The organism is Sulfobacillus thermosulfidooxidans DSM 9293, assembly GCF_900176145.1.
Lineage (GTDB): Bacteria > Bacillota > Sulfobacillia > Sulfobacillales > Sulfobacillaceae > Sulfobacillus > Sulfobacillus thermosulfidooxidans.
In genome coordinates, this window is sequence record NZ_FWWY01000001.1 from 2,372,210 (window position 1) to 2,393,239 (window position 21,030).

General features: G+C 51.1%; 21 protein-coding genes and 1 riboswitch. Of the genes, 10 read left to right on the plus strand and 11 right to left on the minus strand.

The genetic code is table 11. The features are described 5' to 3' along the window. Window positions 1–7: 7 nt before the first annotated feature. The 3 genes from B8987_RS11940 to B8987_RS11950 all read right to left on the minus strand — a co-directional run bounded on the left by B8987_RS11940 (window position 8) and on the right by B8987_RS11950 (window position 3,640). Window positions 8–1,315, minus strand: coding sequence for an O-acetylhomoserine aminocarboxypropyltransferase/cysteine synthase family protein (locus B8987_RS11940; RefSeq protein ID WP_084661634.1), 1,308 nt, complete (start codon window positions 1,313–1,315; stop codon window positions 8–10). A 90-nt stretch (window positions 1,316–1,405) separates the two neighbouring features. After that, window positions 1,406–1,506, minus strand: a riboswitch (SAM riboswitch). 48 nt (window positions 1,507–1,554) lie between these two features. Beyond that, window positions 1,555–2,223: a response regulator gene (locus tag B8987_RS11945; protein ID WP_028962451.1), complete on the minus strand. Its 669-nt coding sequence runs from the start codon at window positions 2,221–2,223 to the stop codon at window positions 1,555–1,557. Window positions 2,224–2,272: 49 nt separating this feature from the next. Then, entirely contained in the window at window positions 2,273–3,640 is a 1,368-nt protein-coding gene (locus B8987_RS11950; protein ID WP_084661635.1) for a GAF domain-containing sensor histidine kinase, read from the minus strand. A 271-nt stretch (window positions 3,641–3,911) separates the two neighbouring features. On the opposite strand from B8987_RS11950, the gene kdpF reads away from it, so the two are divergent. Genes kdpF through kdpC form a run of 4 tightly spaced genes read left to right on the plus strand, consistent with a single transcriptional unit; the run spans window position 3,912 to window position 8,357 of the window. After that, window positions 3,912–3,992, plus strand: a complete 81-nt coding sequence (gene kdpF / locus B8987_RS20250; protein WP_076007339.1) for a K(+)-transporting ATPase subunit F — start codon at window positions 3,912–3,914, stop codon at window positions 3,990–3,992. A gap of 27 nt (window positions 3,993–4,019) precedes the next feature. Further along, complete coding sequence (kdpA, locus tag B8987_RS11960; protein ID WP_084661636.1) at window positions 4,020–5,714, plus strand: potassium-transporting ATPase subunit KdpA; 1,695 nt, start codon at window positions 4,020–4,022, stop codon at window positions 5,712–5,714. Between the two features lie 28 nt (window positions 5,715–5,742). Beyond that, window positions 5,743–7,755 carry a potassium-transporting ATPase subunit KdpB gene (kdpB, locus tag B8987_RS11965; RefSeq protein WP_084661637.1) on the plus strand — a complete coding sequence of 671 codons (2,013 nt, stop codon included), beginning with the start codon at window positions 5,743–5,745 and terminating at the stop codon, window positions 7,753–7,755. 14 nt (window positions 7,756–7,769) lie between these two features. After that, window positions 7,770–8,357 carry a potassium-transporting ATPase subunit KdpC gene (gene kdpC / locus B8987_RS11970; protein ID WP_084661638.1) on the plus strand — a complete coding sequence of 196 codons (588 nt, stop codon included), beginning with the start codon at window positions 7,770–7,772 and terminating at the stop codon, window positions 8,355–8,357. A 70-nt stretch (window positions 8,358–8,427) separates the two neighbouring features. On the opposite strand, the gene B8987_RS11975 is transcribed toward kdpC, so the two are convergent. Beyond that, entirely contained in the window at window positions 8,428–9,048 is a 621-nt protein-coding gene (locus B8987_RS11975) for a rhodanese-like domain-containing protein (RefSeq protein WP_020373865.1), read from the minus strand. Between the two features lie 584 nt (window positions 9,049–9,632). Beyond that, on the minus strand, window positions 9,633–9,890 hold the full coding sequence (locus B8987_RS11980) for a hypothetical protein (protein ID WP_020373864.1): 258 nt from the start codon (window positions 9,888–9,890) through the stop codon (window positions 9,633–9,635). A gap of 489 nt (window positions 9,891–10,379) precedes the next feature. On the opposite strand from B8987_RS11980, the gene B8987_RS11985 reads away from it, so the two are divergent. Further along, the gene (locus B8987_RS11985) at window positions 10,380–11,624 is read left to right on the plus strand and encodes a M14 family metallopeptidase (protein ID WP_084661639.1); all 1,245 of its coding nucleotides are present in this window, start codon (window positions 10,380–10,382) and stop codon (window positions 11,622–11,624) included. A 277-nt stretch (window positions 11,625–11,901) separates the two neighbouring features. Here the strand turns inward: B8987_RS11985 and B8987_RS19390 are convergent, their stop codons facing one another. The 6 genes from B8987_RS19390 to B8987_RS12015 form a co-directional block, all read right to left on the minus strand. Further along, window positions 11,902–12,252 (minus strand): integrase core domain-containing protein, encoded by a 351-nt coding sequence (locus B8987_RS19390; protein ID WP_139793541.1) that lies wholly within the window; start codon window positions 12,250–12,252, stop codon window positions 11,902–11,904. Beyond that, complete coding sequence (locus B8987_RS19395; RefSeq protein WP_242940670.1) at window positions 12,249–12,776, minus strand: IS3 family transposase; 528 nt, start codon at window positions 12,774–12,776, stop codon at window positions 12,249–12,251. Before B8987_RS19395 ends, B8987_RS19390 begins: the two co-directional genes overlap by 4 nt. After that, window positions 12,773–13,042, minus strand: a complete 270-nt coding sequence (locus B8987_RS11995) for a transposase (protein ID WP_084661040.1) — start codon at window positions 13,040–13,042, stop codon at window positions 12,773–12,775. The genes B8987_RS19395 and B8987_RS11995 overlap by 4 nt, the downstream gene beginning before the upstream one ends. Before the next feature lie 244 nt (window positions 13,043–13,286). After that, on the minus strand, window positions 13,287–13,646 hold the full coding sequence (locus B8987_RS12000; protein ID WP_139793543.1) for a hypothetical protein: 360 nt from the start codon (window positions 13,644–13,646) through the stop codon (window positions 13,287–13,289). 339 nt (window positions 13,647–13,985) lie between these two features. Beyond that, on the minus strand, window positions 13,986–14,510 hold the full coding sequence (locus tag B8987_RS12010) for an MFS transporter (protein WP_084661640.1): 525 nt from the start codon (window positions 14,508–14,510) through the stop codon (window positions 13,986–13,988). 32 nt (window positions 14,511–14,542) lie between these two features. Further along, a complete protein-coding gene (locus B8987_RS12015) occupies window positions 14,543–16,963 on the minus strand; it encodes a TIM-barrel domain-containing protein (protein WP_020376196.1) in 2,421 nt (806 codons plus the stop codon). Between the two features lie 454 nt (window positions 16,964–17,417). Between B8987_RS12015 and B8987_RS12020 the strand changes: the two genes are divergently transcribed. The 5 genes from B8987_RS12020 (at window position 17,418) to B8987_RS20165 (ending at window position 20,842) form a co-directional block, all read left to right on the plus strand. Next, window positions 17,418–18,386 carry a DNA-3-methyladenine glycosylase 2 gene (locus B8987_RS12020; protein ID WP_084661641.1) on the plus strand — a complete coding sequence of 323 codons (969 nt, stop codon included), beginning with the start codon at window positions 17,418–17,420 and terminating at the stop codon, window positions 18,384–18,386. Next, the gene (locus B8987_RS12025; protein ID WP_020376194.1) at window positions 18,383–19,567 is read left to right on the plus strand and encodes an MFS transporter; all 1,185 of its coding nucleotides are present in this window, start codon (window positions 18,383–18,385) and stop codon (window positions 19,565–19,567) included. The genes B8987_RS12020 and B8987_RS12025 overlap by 4 nt, the downstream gene beginning before the upstream one ends. A gap of 14 nt (window positions 19,568–19,581) precedes the next feature. Beyond that, on the plus strand, window positions 19,582–20,316 hold the full coding sequence (locus B8987_RS12030; protein ID WP_020376193.1) for an ArsR/SmtB family transcription factor: 735 nt from the start codon (window positions 19,582–19,584) through the stop codon (window positions 20,314–20,316). Between the two features lies 1 nt (window position 20,317). Further along, window positions 20,318–20,467, plus strand: a complete 150-nt coding sequence (locus B8987_RS19670) for a hypothetical protein (RefSeq protein ID WP_020376192.1) — start codon at window positions 20,318–20,320, stop codon at window positions 20,465–20,467. Between the two features lie 234 nt (window positions 20,468–20,701). Beyond that, complete coding sequence (locus B8987_RS20165) at window positions 20,702–20,842, plus strand: hypothetical protein (RefSeq protein WP_020376191.1); 141 nt, start codon at window positions 20,702–20,704, stop codon at window positions 20,840–20,842. The last annotated feature ends 188 nt before the right edge of the window (window positions 20,843–21,030 follow it).

Sequence of the window (21,030 nt, forward strand, 5' to 3'; positions counted from 1 at the left end):
CTATAACTTATGCGTGAGGGATGGGGTTTGCAGGAACTTGAATAGAGCACAGAGCTTGATCAAGGTCATGCCATAAATCTTCGGCACTTTCTAACCCGACAGATAGACGAATAAGATCACCACCCGCCCCAGCGAGTTCCTGCTCCTCAGCAGATAACTGTTGATGGGTGGTCGAAGCAGGATGGATGGCCATGGAACGGACATCGTCGACGTTGGCGACAAGGAGCCACAATTTAAGGGCGTTGATGACGGCTTCAGCATTTGGCCGTCCGCCGACTACACCAAAATTTAGCATAGTCCCGAAATAACCAGGGCGAAGGTATTTTTGCGCTCGTGGGTAGGACGGGTTATCAGGTAAACCGGGATAGTTGACCCAACTCACCATGGGATGTTTTTGCAGTTGGGTGGCCAAATAATAAGCGGATTGCGATGCCGCTTTCATCCGAACGGGAAGGGTTTCCAGACCCACTAATATCAAAAATGCGCTAAGTGGGGAAAGCGCTGCGCCCGTATCCCGAAGTAATTTGGTCCGTAGTCGTGTTGCGTAGCTATTAGGCTGTTCTCCAAAGACAAGCCCATGATAACTTTGGTCCGGGCGCGAAAACTGCGGAAATTTCTCGGTGTTGAAATCAAAGCGGCCGCCGTCCACCACAATGCCCCCAAGAGATGTGCCGTGTCCTCCAATCCATTTGGTTAAAGAATGGATAACAATGTCTGCCCCATGATCGAGTGGACGCTCTAAAAAGGGGGTAGCGAAGGTATTATCAACCAGTAAAGGGATATTGTGCCGATGGGCGAATTCTGCCCATGCTTTGATATCTGTGACATTCAACGCTGGATTACCTATAGATTCCACATAGACTCCACGGGTTCGGTCGTTAATTAGGCGATCGGCGTCCGGTAACTCGTCCTCCGAAATAAAGTGTACCGTTATGCCGAAGTCAACCAGAGTTGAGGTAAATAACGTCCAAGTGCCTCCATATAATGACGGGGACGCAATCAGTTCATCGCCCGCGCGGCATAAATTGAGGACTGCCGCGGTAATGGCTGCCATTCCGGAGGAAAAAGCCACAGCCGCCTGGCCGCCCTCTAGCAGAGCAATGCGTTTTTCCAAGACATCAGTGGTGGGATTCATGATGCGGGTGTATATGTTGCCGGGCTCATCAAGGTTAAATAATCGTGCCGCGTGGGAAGCATCGTGAAAAGCATAGCCTACCGTTTGATAAATAGGCACTGCAATAGCGGAGGTCTCTTGGTCTGGGCGGTATCCTGCACGAATGGCCATCGTTTCAATATCCCATTGCTGTTCATCCATGTATTCTCTGTCCCCCTTAATGGTTAAAGAGTTGGGTAAATCCTTATGGTGTAAAAAAAATAGCCGGCAAAGCCGGCAATGCGTGTCGGCCTCTCATTTCTCAGCAAATTGCTGCAGGAATTGGCACCATAACCATTAAGGCCGGTTGCCGGGCATCATTGGGCCAGTCCCTCCGCCACTCTCCATAAGAGGTGAATAATTGATAATTAGAATAGGAAATATGAATAAATTAGTCAAGATTAATTCGAATTTTGTTCGGTTGTTTCCTGAGCAATATAACGGGCATAATGAGCCGCGGCTTCAGAACGCCGGGTATATCCTAACTTGCTTAATATATTGCTCACATAGTGTTTTACGGTTTTGTCGCTGAGAAAGACTAATTGGCCGATTTCCTTGTTGGTTCGCCCTTGGGCAATCAATTCTAAAACCTTTTGTTCCTGGGCTGTAAGTGTGGCGACAGGATCGACAGTCGTTTTGGGATTACGGAGGCGGTCAAGCAATTGAGAAGTGACTTCCGGCCCAAATAATGCTCCCCCTTGAGCTACCGTGCGAATTCCATCTATAACCGCTCGGCCGCGGCTTTCTTTGAGCAAGTAACCCGAGGCTCCGGCATTGACTGCATCAACCACCAAATCCTGTCCGCCAAATGATGTCAGCATAATAATTTGCAGGTGCGGATCTTTGGTCTTAAGAATTCGGCAAACTTCCAACCCATTAACATCGGGTAACCGCACATCGAGCACGACGACATCGACCTGACCTGGAATTTGCTCAATCGCGTCCTTACCCGAGTCCCATTCTTGTACCAACTTCATATCGTCCTGGCGTTCAATCATATTGCGTAATCCAATGCGGACCACTTCATGGTCATCGACAATTGCTACGCGTATGGCGTTATCATTGGCCATAGGTAATGGGCCCCCTTTTAATCAATCATGAAACCCCAATTAATTATCATTATAGCCATGGAATCTGGAGGGTGACAGTCGTCCCAACATGCCGCTGACTATCAATGTGAACTTGTCCATGCCATCGCTCGATTCGTTTGGTCATATTGCGAATGCCAAAATGCGTGTGGGTGGTATCTGGATGATAAACAAAACCTTCTCCATCATCTTTGATGGTAACCTGGTAGAATTCATCGGTACTAGTCCACTCAATCACAATGTGATGGGAATGTCCGTGAATGCGGGCATTGGACACGGCTTCTTGGATGCTTAAGAGCAAATCATGAATTCTATCCGGATGTAATTCCAGGTAGCGTTCGTCGTTGAATGTCATGGTAATATCATCCATGGGTCCGAGTCGGCGTAGCATATCCGCGAGAGCAATGCGAAAGTCGATCGACGTGGATTCTAAACTTTGAATAAAGAAACGAATCTCTGTCATTAATAAGCCTAAGGTCTCGCTGATGCGATTTAATTCGGTAGCGGTATCCTGATCCAGGGTATCGTGGCTATCGACAAGATTGTCCAAAGACAGCGTAATCCCGTAGAGTGTTTGCAGGACGCCATCATGCAGATCCCGTCCAATACGTTCCCGTTCCTTGAGCGTTGCGAACACTTCTCGTTCCTGATAAAAACGGGCATTAGCAATAACGGCAGCAGCTTGTCTAGCAAATAACTCCACAATGGCCTGATCGTCAGCGGTGAAACCATCCGCCTTTTCCGTGAGATATAAATGCCCCATAACTTGACTTTGGTACAATAAGGGTAATCCCAAGAAGTTTTCCATATGAGGATGATGGGGAGGAAATCCGATGGATGCTGGATGGTCTTGTAGACGCTGCAAACGAATAGGGCGCCGGTGGCGAATGACTTCTCCTAATAGCCCGCGGCCAGTAGGGTATTGTCCAATCTGGTGAATTTGATCGGCGCTAACCCCGGATGTAAAAAATTGCCGGATTGTATAGGTCTCGTCATCTTCAAGAACGGCTAATGCCGCATATTTAGCCCCGGTCAGGCGTCGTGCCACATCCACCACATTTTGCACGATATCAGTCCAGTCACCCACGGTTGTCATGGCATAGGAGGCTTCCCGCAGCGCGTTAAGCCCATCCCGCTGTTTTTCTAACCGCTGATTAGCTTCCAGAACAGCTATCTGTTGCTGGGATAACATGCCAAACACTAAATACGAAAAAAATCCTGTCCCAATGAGCAGAATAATGGCTAAAGCTGGATCGTGCCATTTTGTCGGTAAATGCGGCGAGAGAAATTGGTGAAACAACAGGATAGTAATGGCAACACCAGCCATAGCAAACAGAGTTGCTGTCCATCGCCAAGGCCTCGGGGACAGACTCAATGTTCGATAAGATGATTTACGCATATTAGGACCTCTTAGATGTTCAGCTAGATATCTTTGACTATACCATGGATATCAGCAATTTTTTTACGGATTTTTTATGCTGCGTCCCCGAGTTTTTACGGATTTCTTTATGAGGGGGCTGTTATACTAAGGCAACCCCAGCGCTGATAGCAAAGAAAGGGGGCATTTACGGTGTTGGACATCGAAATGGTCGGGCTAAGTATTCTCCTCTTTGCTGGGTTAGTATTGCTAACCCAATTTTTGAGCAAATTGTAAGGTCAGGAGGATTTTTATGGATTGGATTCTTTTGGGTATTTCAGTGGCGCTGATGATTTACTTGCTGTATGTCATTGTTCATCCCGAACGTTTTTAATATGGTCATCATTTAGGAGGGTGTTTTGTGTCTATTCAGACAGTGATGACGTGGGTTGTGATTTTTGCGGTCTTTGCCCTTACGGTCAAACCCGTAGGAAACTATATTGTTAAAGTCTTTACTTTCGAACCGACACTCCTCGATAAACCCTTGAAACCCATTGAAAATGCGCTATTTCGCGTGATGGGAATTCAAAGAGATAGTACTATGACGGCAAAGTCCTATGCTATTGCGTTATTATTGACGAACTTTGCCTGGTTGATTGGCGCATATTTTTTGTTACGCGTCCAAGGCGCGTTACCGTTTAATCCTCAACATTTTCCCGATATCAATCCTCAATTGGCCTTTAACACCGCCGCGAGTTTTACAACCAATACCAACTGGCAGGCCTATTCCGGTGAAAATACCATGTCCTATTTTTCGCAATTCGCGGTGTTATCTTATTTACAATTTGTCACGCCCGCAACCGGTGGAGCGGCTGGCATTGCCTTTATTCGCATGCTGAGCGGACGAAAGATTGGGAATTTTTTTGTCGATCTCACTTTAATGGTGACTCGCCTGTTATTGCCCTTATCGGTGATAGTGACTTTAATACTCGTTGGTCAAGGAGTACCGGAATCCCTAGGACCCTATCTCCATATCCACACGATTACCGGCCAAACTCAAACGGTTCCCCAAGGGCCGATTGCATCATGGGAAGCTATTGAACATCTAGGCCAAAATGGTGGGGGATATACCAATGCCAACAGCGCGAATCCGTTGGAAAATCCGACCGCTTTTTCTAATGTCATCGAAGTCATTTCGATGGGTCTTTTGCCTATTGGATTCTTTTATGCGTTTGGCGCAATGACCAGAAGGAAGCGGCTCGCCTGGACATTAATTGGGGTATCTGCCAGTTTTTATGTCATCATGTTGGCGCTGATTTATTTTCCGGAAATGGCTGGAAACCCGGTGATTAATGCCCTGGGCCTTCATTCGCATGCGAACATGGTTGGCAAAGAGTTACGATTTGGTATTGGAGGAACCAGTATTTTTGAAACATCGACCATGGCTTTTACCACCGGATCGGTCGCTAGTGCCCACGATAGTTATTTGCCTTTGTCCTCGCTGAGCTTCTTTTTGGGGATGTTTCTCAATATGGTTTTTGGTGGCAAAGGTGTTGGCCTTCTGAATATGTTGATGTTTGTCATTATTACCATTTTCTTAATGGGATTGATGGTGGGACGTACCCCTGAGTTCTTAGGTAAAAAAATTGAAACCCGGGAAGTATCGTTGGCATCGATCGCGTTTTTGCTGCATCCCTTACTCATTTTGGTGGGCAGTGCCATTGCGGTGGCAACCCCGCAAGGATTGCAAGGAATTTTTAATCCCGGTCCCCAAGGATTATCAGAAATTCTTTATGGATTTACCTCAGCGGCAGCCAATAATGGATCGGCTTTTGGGGGATTAGGGGCCTCCTTGCCCTTTTACGAAGTGGCGCTAGGCATTGTTGTGATTATTGGCCGTTACGCCTCTGTCGTTGCAATGCTTCTTATCGGCGAATCCTTACTAAACAAACGCTCAGTTCCAGAAACGTCGGGTACCATGCATACGGATACCCCGTTGTTTGGTGGCATTTTATTTGGGGCCATTATTGTTTTGAATGCCCTGACGTTCTTTCCCGTCATGGCACTCGGTCCGATCGCCGAACAATATCTCATGTTAGCCCATCATTTATTTTGAGCGTGTGTGAAGAGAGGAGTTTGATATCTTGGCAGTTCAAGACGACCCGGTTTCCCAGAATTATGTGGGCAGTGTTCTCAAAGACACATTTCGGAAACTTGACCCGCGGGAAATGATTCACAATCCCGTAATGTTTGTGGTTGAAGTGGGGACAGCAGTTGTGATCTGGCTCGATATTGTGGCTAAAAGCGCCTCAGGTCGGAGTTATGACACTCTGGTGGCTGTGATTTTGTTGATGACAATTCTCTTTGCAACCTTTGCCGAAGCCTATGCGGAGGCGCGGGGACGTGCGCAAGCTGACTTCTTGCGACGAACAAAATCTTCGACTCGGGCCAAAGTATTACAGCCTGATGGGAGTACGACCATGGTCGATTCCTCGCAGTTGACGAGAGGTAGTAGAGTTATAGTAGAAGCTGGGGATATGATTCCTGGTGATGGAGTGGTGTTGGAAGGTGTGGGATCAGTTGATGAATCGGCCATTACAGGTGAATCCGCTCCGGTAGTCAAAGCCAAGGAGGATGCGGTGACTGGCGGAACGGTCCTGTTATCCGATCGGCTCGTACTGGAAATTACCGTTAATCCCGGAGAGACATTTTTAGATCGCATGATTGCTTTGGTCGAGGGAGCAGAACGACAAAAAACTCCTAATGAGATCGCCTTATCGGCATTACTTGGTGTGCTCACATTGATTTTCGTTCTGGTGGTTGTGACATTGGTTCCTATTGCCCGATATTTCGGACCGCATGCGGCCAATATTACCACCATGGTCGCTTTACTGGTTTGCTTAATTCCTACAACTATTGGTGCGTTACTCTCGGCGATTGGAATTGCTGGGATGAATCGTGTTTCATTGGTGAACGTTGTAGCAAAAAGTGGCCGCGCCGTCGAAGCGGCAGGGGATATTGATACCATTATTCTTGATAAGACAGGTACGATTACCATTGGTAATCGTATGGCAACCGAATTTTTGCCGGTACCAGGAGTCAGTGTGGAAGAATTAGCTGAGGCCTCATTGATCTCCTCTTTAGCGGATACGACGCCAGAAGGTCGATCGGTGGTCGAATTGGCTCAAAAAATTCTTCATTTGGATACTTTGCCCGAATACACTGGAGAACCTGTGCCATTTTCTGCGCACACGCGGATGAGCGGGATTGATTTAGCGGATGGTCGCCAAGTGCGTAAGGGTGCGGTCAGCGCGATTCGTGCCATTGTCCAAGATGCACCCCATGAGTTAGAGGTCAATGCGGAACTGGTGGCTAAAGATGGCGGAACGCCGTTGGCGGTAGAAGTTGATGGGCGAGCGCTAGGCATTATCCGTCTTAAAGACATTGTGAAATCGGGATTAAAGGAACGCTTTGCGGATTTCCGTGCCATGGGAATTCGCACCGTCATGGCAACAGGCGATAACCGAATTACGGCTGCCGTAATTGCTCAAGAGGCTGGAGTTGACGACTTTATCGCGGAGGCGAAACCGGAGGATAAGATTGCCCTTATCAAAAAGGAACAGGCGGAAGGGAAGCTCGTCGCGATGACGGGAGATGGGACAAATGATGCACCCGCTTTGGCTCAGGCCGACGTGGGGCTGGCTATGAATAGCGGAACTATGGCGGCAAAAGAAGCCGGTAATATGATTGATTTGGATTCGAATCCCACTAAATTACTGGATGTGGTTATGGTCGGGAAGCAGCTTTTGATTACGCGAGGAGCCTTGACGACATTTTCGATTGCCAATGACGTCGCAAAATACTTTGCGATTATTCCTGCGATGTTTGCTGCCGTACCTGAACTTTCGGGCTTACGAGCCTTAAACATCATGGGACTGAAGACGCCCCATGGAGCCATTTTATCGGCATTGATTTTTAATGCGCTGATTATTCCCGCACTCATTCCCTTTGCGATTAAAGGAGTAAAATACCGCGCGGAAAGTGCGGACAAAATGTTGGCGAGAAATATTTTTAACTGGGGAATTCTTGGCGTGATTATCCCCTTTATTGGAATTTGGGGCATTGACCGAATCTTGGGCTTATTTGGATTGGCGTAAAGGAGATGCGTGTGATGAAATGGTTGCGACCGATTGTTGGCGTGACATTGGGAACCTGGTTACTGGTAGGATTAGGATATCCACTGGTGATGACTGGAATAAGTCAGATTCTCTTTCCTTATCAGGCCAATGGTTCTCAAATTCGGGTGAATGGCCAAGTGGTGGCATCGCAGCATGTGGGGCAGTATTTTAATCAACCACAATATTTTTGGGGCAGGCCATCGGCGACCACGCCGCCCTATAATCCGGAAGCTTCTAGCCCCAGTAATTTAGGTCCCACCAATAAATTACTCGTGGAACATGTCAAGGCACGCATCAAGGCCTTGCAAGCGAGTATTCCGGGGCTTAAAGTGTCTCAAATTCCGATTAGTTTGGTCGAGAGCTCAGGGTCCGGATTAGACCCCGATATTACAGTCCAGTCCGCTCTCATTCAAATTCCACGGGTGGCCAAAGCCACAGGATTGAGTGAAGGATTTTTGACCCGACTGGTCGATCAACATGTTCTGGGACCCCAGTTCGGCATTTTCGGAAAAGATCGGGTTAATGTCGTGGAATTAAATTTAGCAGTTTACGAAGCATTGCACCCTCATCAGTCCAGTTAGCTGTAACCGGTGAACAAGACAAAGCGGCTAGAGGTTGATCTAGCCGCTTTGTCTTGAACCTGGTATGCGCTTATGGACGCTCTACCGGGTGCCCTCCACCGAGCCACAATGACATTCCACCGACGACATTGGCCACGTTGTAACCTTGTTGTGACATCCACGCGGCAACAGATGAGCTTCGACCACCCGATGCGCAAACGATAGCATAAGTCTTGTCTTTATCGAGTTCATTGATACGATTTTGAATTTGACCCATGGGAATGTGCAAGGCTCCGGGAATCTTGCCCGTACGCAATTCGTAGGCTTCACGTACATCGATAACGACGTACTTGTCGAGATTTTGGCGCAATTCATCGACAGTGAGATCAATGACCCGTTCGACCGGCAATTTGGCATCTTGCCACGCTTGAAGCCCCTTATCCCACGTAAATACGACATTTAAACCAGCCTGTTCCAAACTTTCGACGGCGGCCTGAATAACAGCAGGATTGTCGGCGTAAAGACCAATAGGCGGATTTTGGCCATTTAAGGCTCGTTTGACCTCTTCACCCCAAGCACGGCGGTGAAACGGAAAGTTATAGGTGCCAGCTGGGTGACCCTTGCTGTAAATTTGGGGCGGATTAATGTCCAAGAATAGCGCCATGCCCCGTTCGACCTGAGACACAAATTCTTCTGCGGTTAAAATTGCCATGGTCGATCACTCCTTGAAAAATTGATTTGATACCCTGCCCGTGCACAAGAAAGGGTCCGAAAGCTAGCATGAAACGGCTTACTTGCATTGTCACAGGGCACAACATACCTCATAGGGTATATTGTGAAGGATTTTATGACAATGTCAACCATACCCTGGGACAATTTATCCTGAACTTTTTGGCCGTTCTGTCCTATTTCGTAGCATGCCCAGCTGGTTGTAAGAAAATCGACGAGAGCCAAAGATTACATGGGCGGCAACTAAAGAATTCGGAGAGGCATTAGAATTCTCCGATCTACTGTCCGCATCTGAAATCCATCTGCTCACTAATGGGATCATTGTGGGGCATTCTGCATATTGAGTGCGATCTGCGATCTCTACAGACTTTTCTCTGTCATTTAAGGGATGGTTCATTTTTGACGGTGTTTTGCGATTGGCTCACGCATTTTTTTATTGACTAGTTTTATCGACAAGATGTGGCATTCTATTTAACGTTTTAGTCTTCAAAAAAGAATACTATCGGACTTTCTACCCTCTTGACTAGTGGAAAAGATGTGTTATCAGCATTTTCAGTTTTTCTCGTTCTACGGAAATGCTAAGCTATGCCCTTGGAAAACAATCCAGAACGTAGCCTCCGCTACTAATAAATATAAAAATAAAAATTGCAGTATAAGAAAGAGTGTGCGATTTCGATTAGCATAGTACGTACCGGAAATGATACCTAAAACGGGAAATGCTACGAGGGAAATAATGTGGGCGGCATGTTCATAAACTATCGTGACAAGAGCCAAAAGGATTAATAGGATATCGATAGCGCGGCTCAGAGATTTTAGGGTGAGCATATTGTATTCCTCCACCATAGTTGGCTGGAGCCCCCCATACCAGAAATCACCTCATAACGTCGTGTAGGTGGCTCTTTGTTTCCCAATACCTTCTTCCAGCAGCATCGATGGCAGAAAGTGGAACGATCCCTAACGGGGATCTGTCACACAAGCGAGTCCGGTATGCCGAAGCGCACGTTCATATAAAATCCCGAGACATCCCTCCACGCAGTATCGTCGGGGAAGCTTGTGGATTCGACAGGAGTACGGCAAGTCCTGCCGAACGGGGAGGGGGATTGCTTCCCATCATACTGCTAGATTTGATTCCGACAGACCTCAGCATATTTTATTACATTATATACATTGAGGAGAACTAGGGTAATTCATACAATATTGGGAAGTTAGAGACAATCCATAGGATTAGTAGGCGTTCGGCGGCTTATCTCGATTGTTGGGTTAACATGTCATCAATACCTTGTGTAACGCGTACACGAGTGGAGGAATCGACCGATGCAATTACTACCAATTGATGCCTTTATCGCGCATCTTCGGGCGTCTATCCAGGCGGCATTTGGGAACGCAGAAGAGCTGAGACTGGGCACATCTCGGTTCGGACATCCGATTCCGGCGTTCAAAATTCCCGGTCAATCCCGGCGGGCCGTGTTCCTGGGCTTTTCCCATCCGAATGAGCCGCTGGGGGAACTGATTTTAGAAGCGGTGGTTCGGGAGGCTATTGATCGCTATTCTCCCAACCAGAGAGCATGTTGGTATCTCGTGCCTGTCTGGGACCTGGATGGCGCGCGGGAAAATGAAGCGTGGTGGTCTGGTATCGTCACGGTGGAGCGGATGATTGACCATTGGTATCGTCCCGCGCCGTCGGAGCAAGTGGAGTGGACCTTTCCACTGGATTATGGTGACGTGCGCTTCGACCAGCCGAAGCCCGAAACGGAGGCAGTGCAGCGATTATTGGATGTTGTACAACCCGAGGTACTCATGTCGTTGCACAATAGCGTCTTTCCAGGCGCCTACACCCTGATTTCGCCCCAAGGTGCCTCGCTCGCCCCACGTATCAGTGAGACCTTGTGCACCCATGGTTTGCGACCATTGTCGCCATGTCCCATTCCGTATGTGGAGACTTATGCCGACGGCGTGTTTGGGCTCCCGCACGCCCGCTTGGAAATCGACTACTTGCGGAAGCTCGATCCACGTGGGTCCCTAAGTTTTTATGATAATGGCGCCGCCAGCTTCGATTATGTGGGCTCGTCCTGCCTCTCCTTCGTCATGGAACTGCCCTTGTTTGACTGGGCATCCCACCCGGACGATGGGCACCTTCGTCGACGGGACCTGGGGGCGCGTCACCTGGCAGCGTGGGAACAGTTGTGGGAGGATTTGGAGGCAGCCTTTGCGGATGAAGACTTGGCGCAAAGCGACGATCCGCTCCTGTCATCGCCGCGCTATTTCTACCAGCGACGGGATGCAGACCGCGCTACCATCCGGCACCGCTTGGCCAAAGTCCTGCGGAGTTTGGATCCGGTCCAATCGGTAGATTGGGAGAATTACATGGCGGATCTTCTGACGATTGCTACGCAGTATTCCCAGCTCCACCGGGGCGGGGGACCCGTGCTACCCACCGCCATGAACGTTCGGCAGGAATTGGGGCAGTTAGCTCGAGATCGTCTCTGCGTCCTGGATCCGGCAACGATCTACGATGCCGGACGGACCCTAGTCGGGTTAGTCCTGAATGAGATCCGGTAATGGACATTTCGATCGCGGCCCTCGCTCAAAGCGGTGAAGCTTTTTCGCGCAAGATGCGATTCCGCCCCCCAAATTTGGACATTTGCGATCTCTTTCACGCGGATACGCATTGGGACATCATATCAGCCCTACGGGCTGGGACTGGGGGACAGGGCCAGGGCGTCACCTCGCCCCTGTCCCCCAGTGCAAAAGTCTCGCTTTTCTACACTTTGACGGGCATCCAGGTCGCTTGCCCTCCAGCGACTCGTTGTCGCATCGTCGCCGGGGACCAAAATTCTCAGCTCCCATGCAGCCGATCTTGGTTATAAAAGGCAATCCATCGCGTTATGGCCGCATAGGCCTCGCCATATGTGGCAAATTCTTGAGTGAGACACTCGCGCTCCAACTGAGCATGCCACGACTCCATCAAGGCGTTTTTATTCGGCGTGGCCACCGGAATGCGTTCATGTTCCAGACCATAGGTGGCACAAGCCGTTTCGAATGCCTCGGCGATAAACTGGGGGCCATTGTCGGTCCGCAGAACGGGAGGCGTCTGCCATTCCGATTGACGCTGGATCACCGCGTGTTTTAGGGCTCGCACAACATCCGTCGCCTGACAATGGAGTCCCATGTGGTAGGCAATAATCATGCGGTCACACACATCGATAATGGCTTGGAGATATAAAACCGATCCTCACCCGCAATATACACATAGGTAATGTCCGTTTGCCAGAGCTGATTGGGAGCCGTAATGATGCGGTTCCGCGCCAGCCGACGCGGATGCCGGATGCGGCGTTTTCGCTGAGGCCATAATAAGTGCCACTGTCGAAGGAGGCGATACACCTTTTTGAAACTAATCTGTAGATGATAGCGTCGTCGCAAGACCCATGTGATTTTATGATACCCATAGGCCGCATTTTCCGTCGTCAGAATATCGGTAATCCAGTCCATAATCTGGCCATCGGCGATTTTCTGGCCATTTTGTGTGACGCTGTATCCTCGCGGAGGTCGACCCGGCGCCTGATGGCGCCGATCCGGTTCCCGATGGCGTTGGCGATGACGCCACGCATAAAAGGTAGCCCGTGAAAGGCGAATCGTCGCACACCATCGGCGAAGGGGCACCTGAGGAGCGCGGTGATGCCAATCCATCACGTGTTCACACAATTCTGTCACGGACGGATCCCCTTTTTTTGCAGCAGATCTTGAAGCATAGCAATCTGCAGATCTTTTTCCCCGAGTAATTTCTTTAATCGTTCATTTTCGTCTACCAGACTCATGAGATCGTGGGGATGGTGGGCCGCCTTCATCGCCTCACGCACCCAGCGACGCACCATGGATGGACTCAGCTGATGACGACGAGCGACTAATGTCGCATTTTGCGTGTCTTGAGCTTCTTGAACAATCTGTTGCTTGAATTCCGGTGAATAGGTTTGACTCATCGTGCACACTCTCTCCTCTGAACTGATAATTATCCTACCAGGAGAGATCGCGATTGTCTCGTCTTCTTAAGGGGCTTAAAAGGTCACACACATCGATAATGGCTTGGAGATATAAAAACCGATCCTCACCCGCAATATACACATAGGTAATGTCCGTTTGCCCGAGTGGATTGGGAGCCGTAATGATGCGGTTCCGCGCCAGCCGGCGCGGATGCCGGATGCGGCGTTTTCGCTGAGGCCATAATCAGGGTCCCTGTCGAAGGAGGCGATACACCTTTTTGACACGAATCTGTAGATGATAGCGTCGTCGCAAGACCCATGTGATTTTGTGATACCCATAAGCCGCATTCTCCGTCGTCAGAATATCGGTCATCCCGTCCATCATCGGGCCATCGGCGATTTTCTGGCCATTTTGTGTGACGCTGTATCCTCGCGGAGGTCGACCCGGCGCCTGATGGCGCCGATCCGGTTCAGCATGGCGTTGGCGATGACGCCACGCATAACAGGGGGCCCGTGAAAGGCGAGTCGTCGCACACCATCGGCGAAGGGACACCTGGGGAGCGCGGTGATGCCAGTCCATCACGTGTTCACACCATGCTGTCACGGACGGATCCCCTTTTTTGCAGCAGATCTTGAAGCATGGCAATCTGCAGATCTTTTTCCCCGAGTAATTTTTTAACCGTTCATTTTCGTCTACCAGACTCATGAGATCGTGGGGATGGTGCGCTGCTTTGACAGCCTCACGCACCACACGACGCACCATGGATGGACTCAGCTGATGACGACGAGCGACTCATGGCGCATTTTGCGTGTCTTGAGCTTCTTGAACAATCTGTTGCTTGAATTCCGGTGAATAGGTTTGACTCATCGTGCACACTCTCTCCTCTGAACTGATAATTATCCTACCAGGAGAGATCGCGATTGTCTCGTCTTCTTAAGGGGCTTAAAAGATGGCACCCATGACCGTCCATCCCCAATGCCCATAGAGTAATGGTGGGGAGGCGACGCCAATCAATAAGGCAATAACCCCTACGATTTGGCGGGGAGACTGGGCGCGGGTGCGTTCTCCAATAGTCTGGAACATTTCGGGGAACAAGCTCGTCCAATTCAGAACGACGGTGAGATAGGTCAAGTCAAACAACAAAACCATGATCAGAAAATACAGGGAGAGTTCCTTCTGCGACACGAGGGGATGCCAAAGCAGGAAGAAAATCAGGCCTAAGGGGATACTCATTCCTGCAATATAAGGAATCCGGCGACCATAACGGCTTTTCGTGCGATCGGAAATTTGTCCAATGAGCGGATTAAGAACCGCATGCCAGACACTTTGAATGGTCATGGCCAGGGTGATCCCAGTTAGAGGGGCATGTAAATGGTCAATGTAGAAAAAGAGAATAAAGGTCGCAAAGGTTTGACTAAAAATATTGCTACCTAAATTTCCTAGCGCGTACCATGTGGGGCGGATCACCCTCTATCACCTCAATTCCACCATTTGGGACGTTATCCCCAGCGTACGATATATTGACGTCTTCGACTATCAGCTGACGGGTGTAATGTTAAAATTCCTTCCGTCAGTTGAATCGTCTCGGTCATGTCTGGTGCCACGGTGATAGCCTTTGCAAAAGTGTAATGCTTAGGGAAATGACTGGCAAAATGGGGAGGCGATAAAAGAGGACCGGGCCTGGCCTCTTTACTGAGGGGCTGATATTGTAAGTCAAGGATTCCGCCGTCGGGTAAAGTAATCTGTTGTTGCCACGATGTTTTCGAGACAAAGACATACAGCGCAAGATAATCGAGTGCTTGATGTAAATCGACTCCAGGTCCCGTGGTAATCCGGGCCAGCGAGTCGACAATACCCTCCATTTGCCACGACCCTCTCTCTGAAGGTGAGGAAAAGGTATCTTCGGTTGGGACGGAATCTGTCAGAGGAACACCTTCCAATAAAGGGACCACAAAGGGATGGCGGATAAATAATGGTAGTCGGTCTAAAGGCACGGAGCGCTCCACCCACTTTGGTCCTTCGATAATTTCTCCACTCCACCAACAACGCCATCGCCCTTCCGGAAGATAAAAGCGGTGGTGTGAAGATTTTCGGGTAAGGACCGGAGCAACGAGTATCCCCTCACCCAACATGAATTGCCGGTCTAGTCCCCAGCAAATACGATCTGCAGGAAATTCGAGATACATAGGCCGGATGAGGGGAAGCCCTTGATCCGTAGCCACTTTGCTTAGATGATAAAAATAAGGATACAAGGAAGTATGGAGGCGCGCGTATTGGGCATAAATAGCCAAGGTTTCAGCATCGCTGTCAAAATGCCAATTTCTCGGGGCGGCTGTTCCATGATGCGTTCGCATAACTGGCAACAGGCTGGCCACTTCGAGCCAGCGGAGAAATAACGCTCGGCTGCGCGGCCGTGTCAATCCGAACGTCATATAACCGCCAATATCTGTGGCCCAATAGAAGAACCCGGAAATTTGTGCGGATAAGGCCTCAGGAATGACGGTGGGCAAACCATCGGCTTCGCTGAAATCCGTGTCCGAGTCACCGCCCCAGATTACGGGAGCTAACAGGTGGCTGCCAATCCACCCCGAGCGGACAAAAAAGACAAAGTTCCCGTCTGGACGCTGTTGTTCCCAAAACGCGCGGTGAATTTTTTGCCATAAGAGCGGGTAACGGTTATGAGATATATGCCCACTAGTCCCATCGGCCAATTGGGCCTCAAGCGGCAGATATTCCCCAAAATCGACCATCCATCCATCAAACCCTAGGGCTAAAGCTGGCGATAATAAATAGCGGTGGGTCCATGCCATGGCATTTTCATGCGTGACATCGATTTGCCCATGCCGAATGCCCAAAATATTGATGGCCATGACCTCAGCCTTGCTATCTTTAACAAGGATGTCGTCATTAAGGGCTTGACGGTATAAATCGGTGCCATAGGTAATTTCTGGACAAAAATATCCTAAGAGTCGAAAGCCTTGTTCGTGCAAGGTCCGGGCCAATTGGGGAAGATGAGGATATAGCTCGGTATCGACCGTGTGTTTTAACGGCCGCATCCAAAATCGGCGACGGTTCTCGTTGGATCCCATCCAGTCCTCAATCCAGATAACGCTAGAGGGAATGCGGTGGCTCCTGAGAAAATGAGCGAGGCGTGTAGCCCGTGCCTGACCACGAATACTGTCATTCCATGGAGCTAAGGCCCATGAGGGTACAGAAGCGGGAGGTCCCAATACCGAAAATTGCCGGGAAAAAATGTCTTTGGGCGTTTGGCCAGTGATAATATGTAGCGTGGTCATAGTGCTCCAAATCGTGGCCTGCCTTTTTGTGTGCGTGAGATTCCAGCGTATGCGCTCGAAAGACGTAAACCAGGCACTATAGCCAGCTGAACTGAGCCACAGGGGCATAGAGGCATAAGAAGGATAAGGGCCTTTGGGAAAGGGCACGAATGGAGCTTTTTTAAGCCATCCTGAGAGCCAACCAAGTCCCACCGGACCTTCTTCGACCCAGCTGTCAAATTGCGCAGGAGGACGGATGCTATGAGTATGTTCGCCAAATCCCTGCCATAGTTCTTCAGATGGCGTATGCCATGTGATCCGTAGAAAACCGGCCGCTGAGGTTGTGATTTCGAGTTCTAGATGCCAGGGATTGATCAGGGTAAGTTTGAAACTCATGGAGTACCTTGTGTCTTGGTGGTATAGATAGATGATTTCCTGTCCAGTTGATTTGCCAGACCTTGTCCATGAATTCATATCATGAATCTGGGCAAAAGGCATTCGAACAATGTCCCATGCCATAATGTGTTTAATCGAAAGAGGCCCTGGGGTAATATGAGCGCATTCGTTGAGAGCTAAACACATAATGGGTTCCTGACCGTAGCGGATTTCTAAAGTCGAGTCCTTGACATCCCAGTCAATGGTCATCGCATCCAGTCCTTAAACAAATTAATAGACCTTTGGAATATGGGAATTATAGCATGTTAGCTGATAGGGCAACGTTAACAACATCCATGAAATCTCTAATTAAGGGGTTTCTGTAGTAATGGAACGAAAATGGCAATAATAGAAAACCTCTTCTACGTTTGAATCCCGAATGCACCAATCTTGACGAAGTATCTACCGTTACATTAGACATCGCCCGAAAATTGAACCGCGCGATGTATTTTCCCATTTCGGCGGGAACCGAACTATCTACACGATACGATCCCAGTGATGGCTCCGGCCATCCGCAACCGTGGGAGGGATGAATTGTGAGAATTTGGATAGCCGTTGGGCGCAGAATCGACGGGCGCCGTGATACATATGAAGAAGCAACGCGACAGCGGGAGTTGGTGCTATGCAGAGGCCGCCATGGGTCAGGCACAAGGAGGCGAAACGCGTGAATCGGCACACCGTGAGTCTTACCCCCTGTGGCGCCTATGGCTTCGGCCTGGTGCTCGCTTATCTCCGTACATCACCGTCAGCGATTGTAGAGCGCCTACATGAACACGGATTCCAACGAGCGTTGGATATCAGCTCCGGCGTCGTCGTGGAGGTTGCGCGGGAGAATCTGCTGTCTGAGGAACCTCTCACCCTGACCATCTGGGGAGAGACGCTCAGCTCAAGCTTGGTTAAGGTCGTCGTCGCGCACATGCGCCGCATGCTCGTCCTCGACGTTGATGGGGCCGGGGTCGAAACACATCTTAGCACACGGGATCCCGCACTCGGATCCTATGTGCAGCGGCATCGCGGGTTTCGACCCATTCTCCTCGGGTCGCCATGGGAAGCTCTGCTCTGGGCCGTAGCAGGGCAACTCATTGGAGTCGAACAAGCGCGGGTTATCAAACAGCGACTCGTCGACCGCGGTGGGCGGACCGTGACAGTGGGAGGAGAGTTGGGGCGTTCTTTTCCTCTTCCTCCGGAACCGTCGTGGGTGATTACGCAGGGGATTGATGCCTTGCGCGCCATAGGTTTCAGCCAGACGAAAGCCCGGGCGATCTACGCGGCCGCGGATGCCATCCATGACGGGACCTTAGACCTGAAGCCTACCTTGTCCGCAGCGGATGCGGCTGCGGCCTTGGCCCAACTGGAGGCAATTCCGGGGATTGGACCATGGACCACGGCTATCGTGGCGTTACGCGGGTTTGGCCATCTTGAGGTACTCCCGGATGGGGATTCGGGATTGCAAAGCTTCGTTGGCCGCCACGCCAATCCGCGCCGCCGCCTAACGCGCGACGAACTTCGGGCCTGGGGTGAGCGTTGGGTTCCCTATGGGGGCTGGGCCACCTACTTCTGGTGGCTTCAATTACAGGCGGAGGCCATGGTTCGACGAGCGGTGGCCCTTGATGAAGGGAGGGACTCTGTATGAACCATCCCCATCGGGAATTTGGGATCGTGGGTTTTGTGTTGGCATGGGTCATGGTAGGTGCCAATGTTCCCGATCCGCTTTACGCCGTGTACGCAGCGCGTTGGCACTTTGGGACAGCGACGATTACCGCCATTTTTGCGGTGTATGTGGCGTTCCTGATCCCCACTTTGTTGGTGGGAGGCCAATGGTCCGACCAACGGGGTCGAAAACCAGTAATCACCGCTGGACTCGGATTGGCCCTCGTCGGCGCGCTGGCGTTTCTGGGCGCCCAGGGGGCTGCCTGGCTGTTCTTGGCCCGGGCGGCCCAAGGCGCCGGGGCTGGCCTTATCTCGGGTGCGGCCACCGCCCATTTAGCGGAATTAGAGGGACCCCGCGGACGGGCGTCACTCGTGGCCACTCTGGCCACTGGCGGGGGCACGGCAATCGGTCCCTTGTTGGGAGGACTGCTCGCCCAATACGGACCGGAACCCTTGCGCCTGGCCTATCTCATTGTCGTGGTGGGGTTGGTGGGCGGCGGGCTGGCGTTCGTCCTGCACGTGCGGGAAACGCGGTCACGGGCCTCCGAAACCTTACACTGGATTTGGCCCCGCATTCCCTCTGGGATCCGTCCGATTTTCTGGTTGGCGGGGGGGACCGCTTTCGCTGTATGGTCCGTGACGGCCTTTTTTATGTCGTTGGCTCCGAGCTACGTGACAGGGCTCTTGCACGTGTCGAACTGGGCGGTGGCGGGTAGCGTGGTGTTTCTCATGCTCGCCTCGGCTTCGATAACCCAACTCCTCACGCGTGTCATGGATCCTACCGTTGCGATGTCGGTGGGGCTTGTTATGATCGTCATGGCGGTCGGCGGCATTGTGCTGGCGGTGCCCGCGCATGCCTTGTGGATGGTTCTCGTTAGTACTGTGGTGGCAGGCGTCGGGCAGGGTACGGCATTCCTCGGGAGCATGGCCACAGTGACACGCATCGCACCTTCGGATGTCAAAGGCCAAGTGATGTCGAGCTTCTATGTCGTCATCTATTGCGGTGTCGGAGCACCGGTGCTCGGCATCGGCCTGGCCGCCCAGCAGGTGGGATTATATGACGCGATGTTGTATTATTGGGCCTTTATTGCTATTGTCGCCTTAGCAGTGCTGGGAGGTCTCTGGGCTCGCCGTCATTGGGTGGCGACGCTAAGGAATCCTTGAGGAGGACATAATCCGTGAGCGATCCGGAATTGCATACGGTGGCAGCTCTTATGGGTGACGCATCGCGGGCCACCATGTTGGTCCACCTGATGAGCGGTCGTCAACTCCCCGCTTCGGAGTTGGCCCGGGCGGCGCGGATCAGCCCGGCCACAGCGAGCGAGCATTTAGCGAAGCTGGTGGCTGGGGGGCTCGTGCAAGTTCGGCGTCACGGACGGCACCGTTATTATGCGCTGGCCAGTCCCGAAGTCGCCAAAGTGGTAGAAGGGTTGATGAGTTTGGCCCCGCCGGAACCCGTGCGTTCGCTCAGGACATCGACGCACCAAGCTCAATTGCGGGCGGCGCGGACCTGCTACAACCACTTGGCCGGGACACTCGGCACGAATCTGACCGAGGCTATGGTGGTCAAGGGGTGGCTCACTTTTGATCCCGTGTATGACGTGTTGGCGCTTACGTCGCGCGGCGAGCAGCAGGCGGCCCAGTGGGGGTGGACACTGGATTTGCACCAGCGCACCCCGCTGGTGCGCCCGTGCCTGGATTGGAGTGAGCGCCGGTATCACGCAGCCGGCCAAGTCGGCCGAGAATTGGCCGGATGGCTGTTCGCTCAGGGCTGGGTGAGACGCACGACGGCGGACCGCATCGTGTGGGTCACAGATGACGGATGTCGTGCCCTGAAAGAGTGGTTTGGGTTGTCCTGGCCTCCCATCACCCACCAAGGTGGTCAGCTACCGGTCGAGGACCAGGAGGGCTAACGTGCTGGTCACATTTGGTGTGTTGCATGGCAGTACCGGACCATTGGTTCTTCCGAATGCGTGGGACGTCGTGAGTGCTGAAATTTTTGAGAAAGCGAGTTCTCCGTTGTGGGAACGACCAGTGACGGCATTGCGGAAAGTTGGATGTTAGTCTATTTCAAGGGAATCTGAAAGACGTCAAAGGAGCGGAAATCCGCGGCACTGCCCACCAGGTGGACGGGAACGGTTTAGCCATAAATATCTAGACAATGGTCCTCTTCGCATGATCATCCGCGCAATAACGATGAGCCGGTTCAAATTACCAGACTGCTCGGTTGGCATTCCTCGCTTCGCTCGCAGCCCCGGGTATACCGCCCGGGCAGTGTTCTACAGGAGACGTCGCGAATTGCATAAAGCCTACCGCGAAGGTTTAGAGGTGAGGTTGGTCGTCAATGCCGTTGTGATGCGGAATACGCGATACATGGAACAGGCGATTGCATTGATGCGCCAGAGCAACCGCGGTGCGTCTCTCACCCCTCGGGCATGACCACATTACCATGTTGGAACACTACTTCTTCGAGGTCCCGGAAATCGTCTGGCAAGGTCATCTCCGGCCACTATCGCCGTCGGATGAGTAGGTACCTAATCTATTGTTCCGTTTTAACCGAAACCCCAATAAGCAAAATTAATTGTGAATCAAATAACTTAAACTATTGTGTAGTGGTAATATATAAT

Coding starts and splice junctions, on each gene's coding strand:
- B8987_RS11940 (WP_084661634.1), bottom strand. CDS start 1,315: ATGGATGAACAGCAATGGGATATTGAAACGATGGCCATTCGTGCAGGA.
- B8987_RS11945 (WP_028962451.1), bottom strand. CDS start 2,223: ATGGCCAATGATAACGCCATACGCGTAGCAATTGTCGATGACCATGAA.
- B8987_RS11950 (WP_084661635.1), bottom strand. CDS start 3,640: ATGCGTAAATCATCTTATCGAACATTGAGTCTGTCCCCGAGGCCTTGG.
- kdpF (WP_076007339.1), top strand. CDS start 3,912: ATGGATTGGATTCTTTTGGGTATTTCAGTGGCGCTGATGATTTACTTG.
- kdpC (WP_084661638.1), top strand. CDS start 7,770: ATGAAATGGTTGCGACCGATTGTTGGCGTGACATTGGGAACCTGGTTA.
- B8987_RS11975 (WP_020373865.1), bottom strand. CDS start 9,048: ATGGCAATTTTAACCGCAGAAGAATTTGTGTCTCAGGTCGAACGGGGC.
- B8987_RS11980 (WP_020373864.1), bottom strand. CDS start 9,890: ATGCTCACCCTAAAATCTCTGAGCCGCGCTATCGATATCCTATTAATC.
- B8987_RS11985 (WP_084661639.1), top strand. CDS start 10,380: ATGCAATTACTACCAATTGATGCCTTTATCGCGCATCTTCGGGCGTCT.
- B8987_RS19390 (WP_139793541.1), bottom strand. CDS start 12,252: ATGATTATTGCCTACCACATGGGACTCCATTGTCAGGCGACGGATGTT.
- B8987_RS11995 (WP_084661040.1), bottom strand. CDS start 13,042: ATGAGTCAAACCTATTCACCGGAATTCAAGCAACAGATTGTTCAAGAA.
- B8987_RS12015 (WP_020376196.1), bottom strand. CDS start 16,963: ATGACCATTGACTGGGATGTCAAGGACTCGACTTTAGAAATCCGCTAC.
- B8987_RS12025 (WP_020376194.1), top strand. CDS start 18,383: ATGAACCATCCCCATCGGGAATTTGGGATCGTGGGTTTTGTGTTGGCA.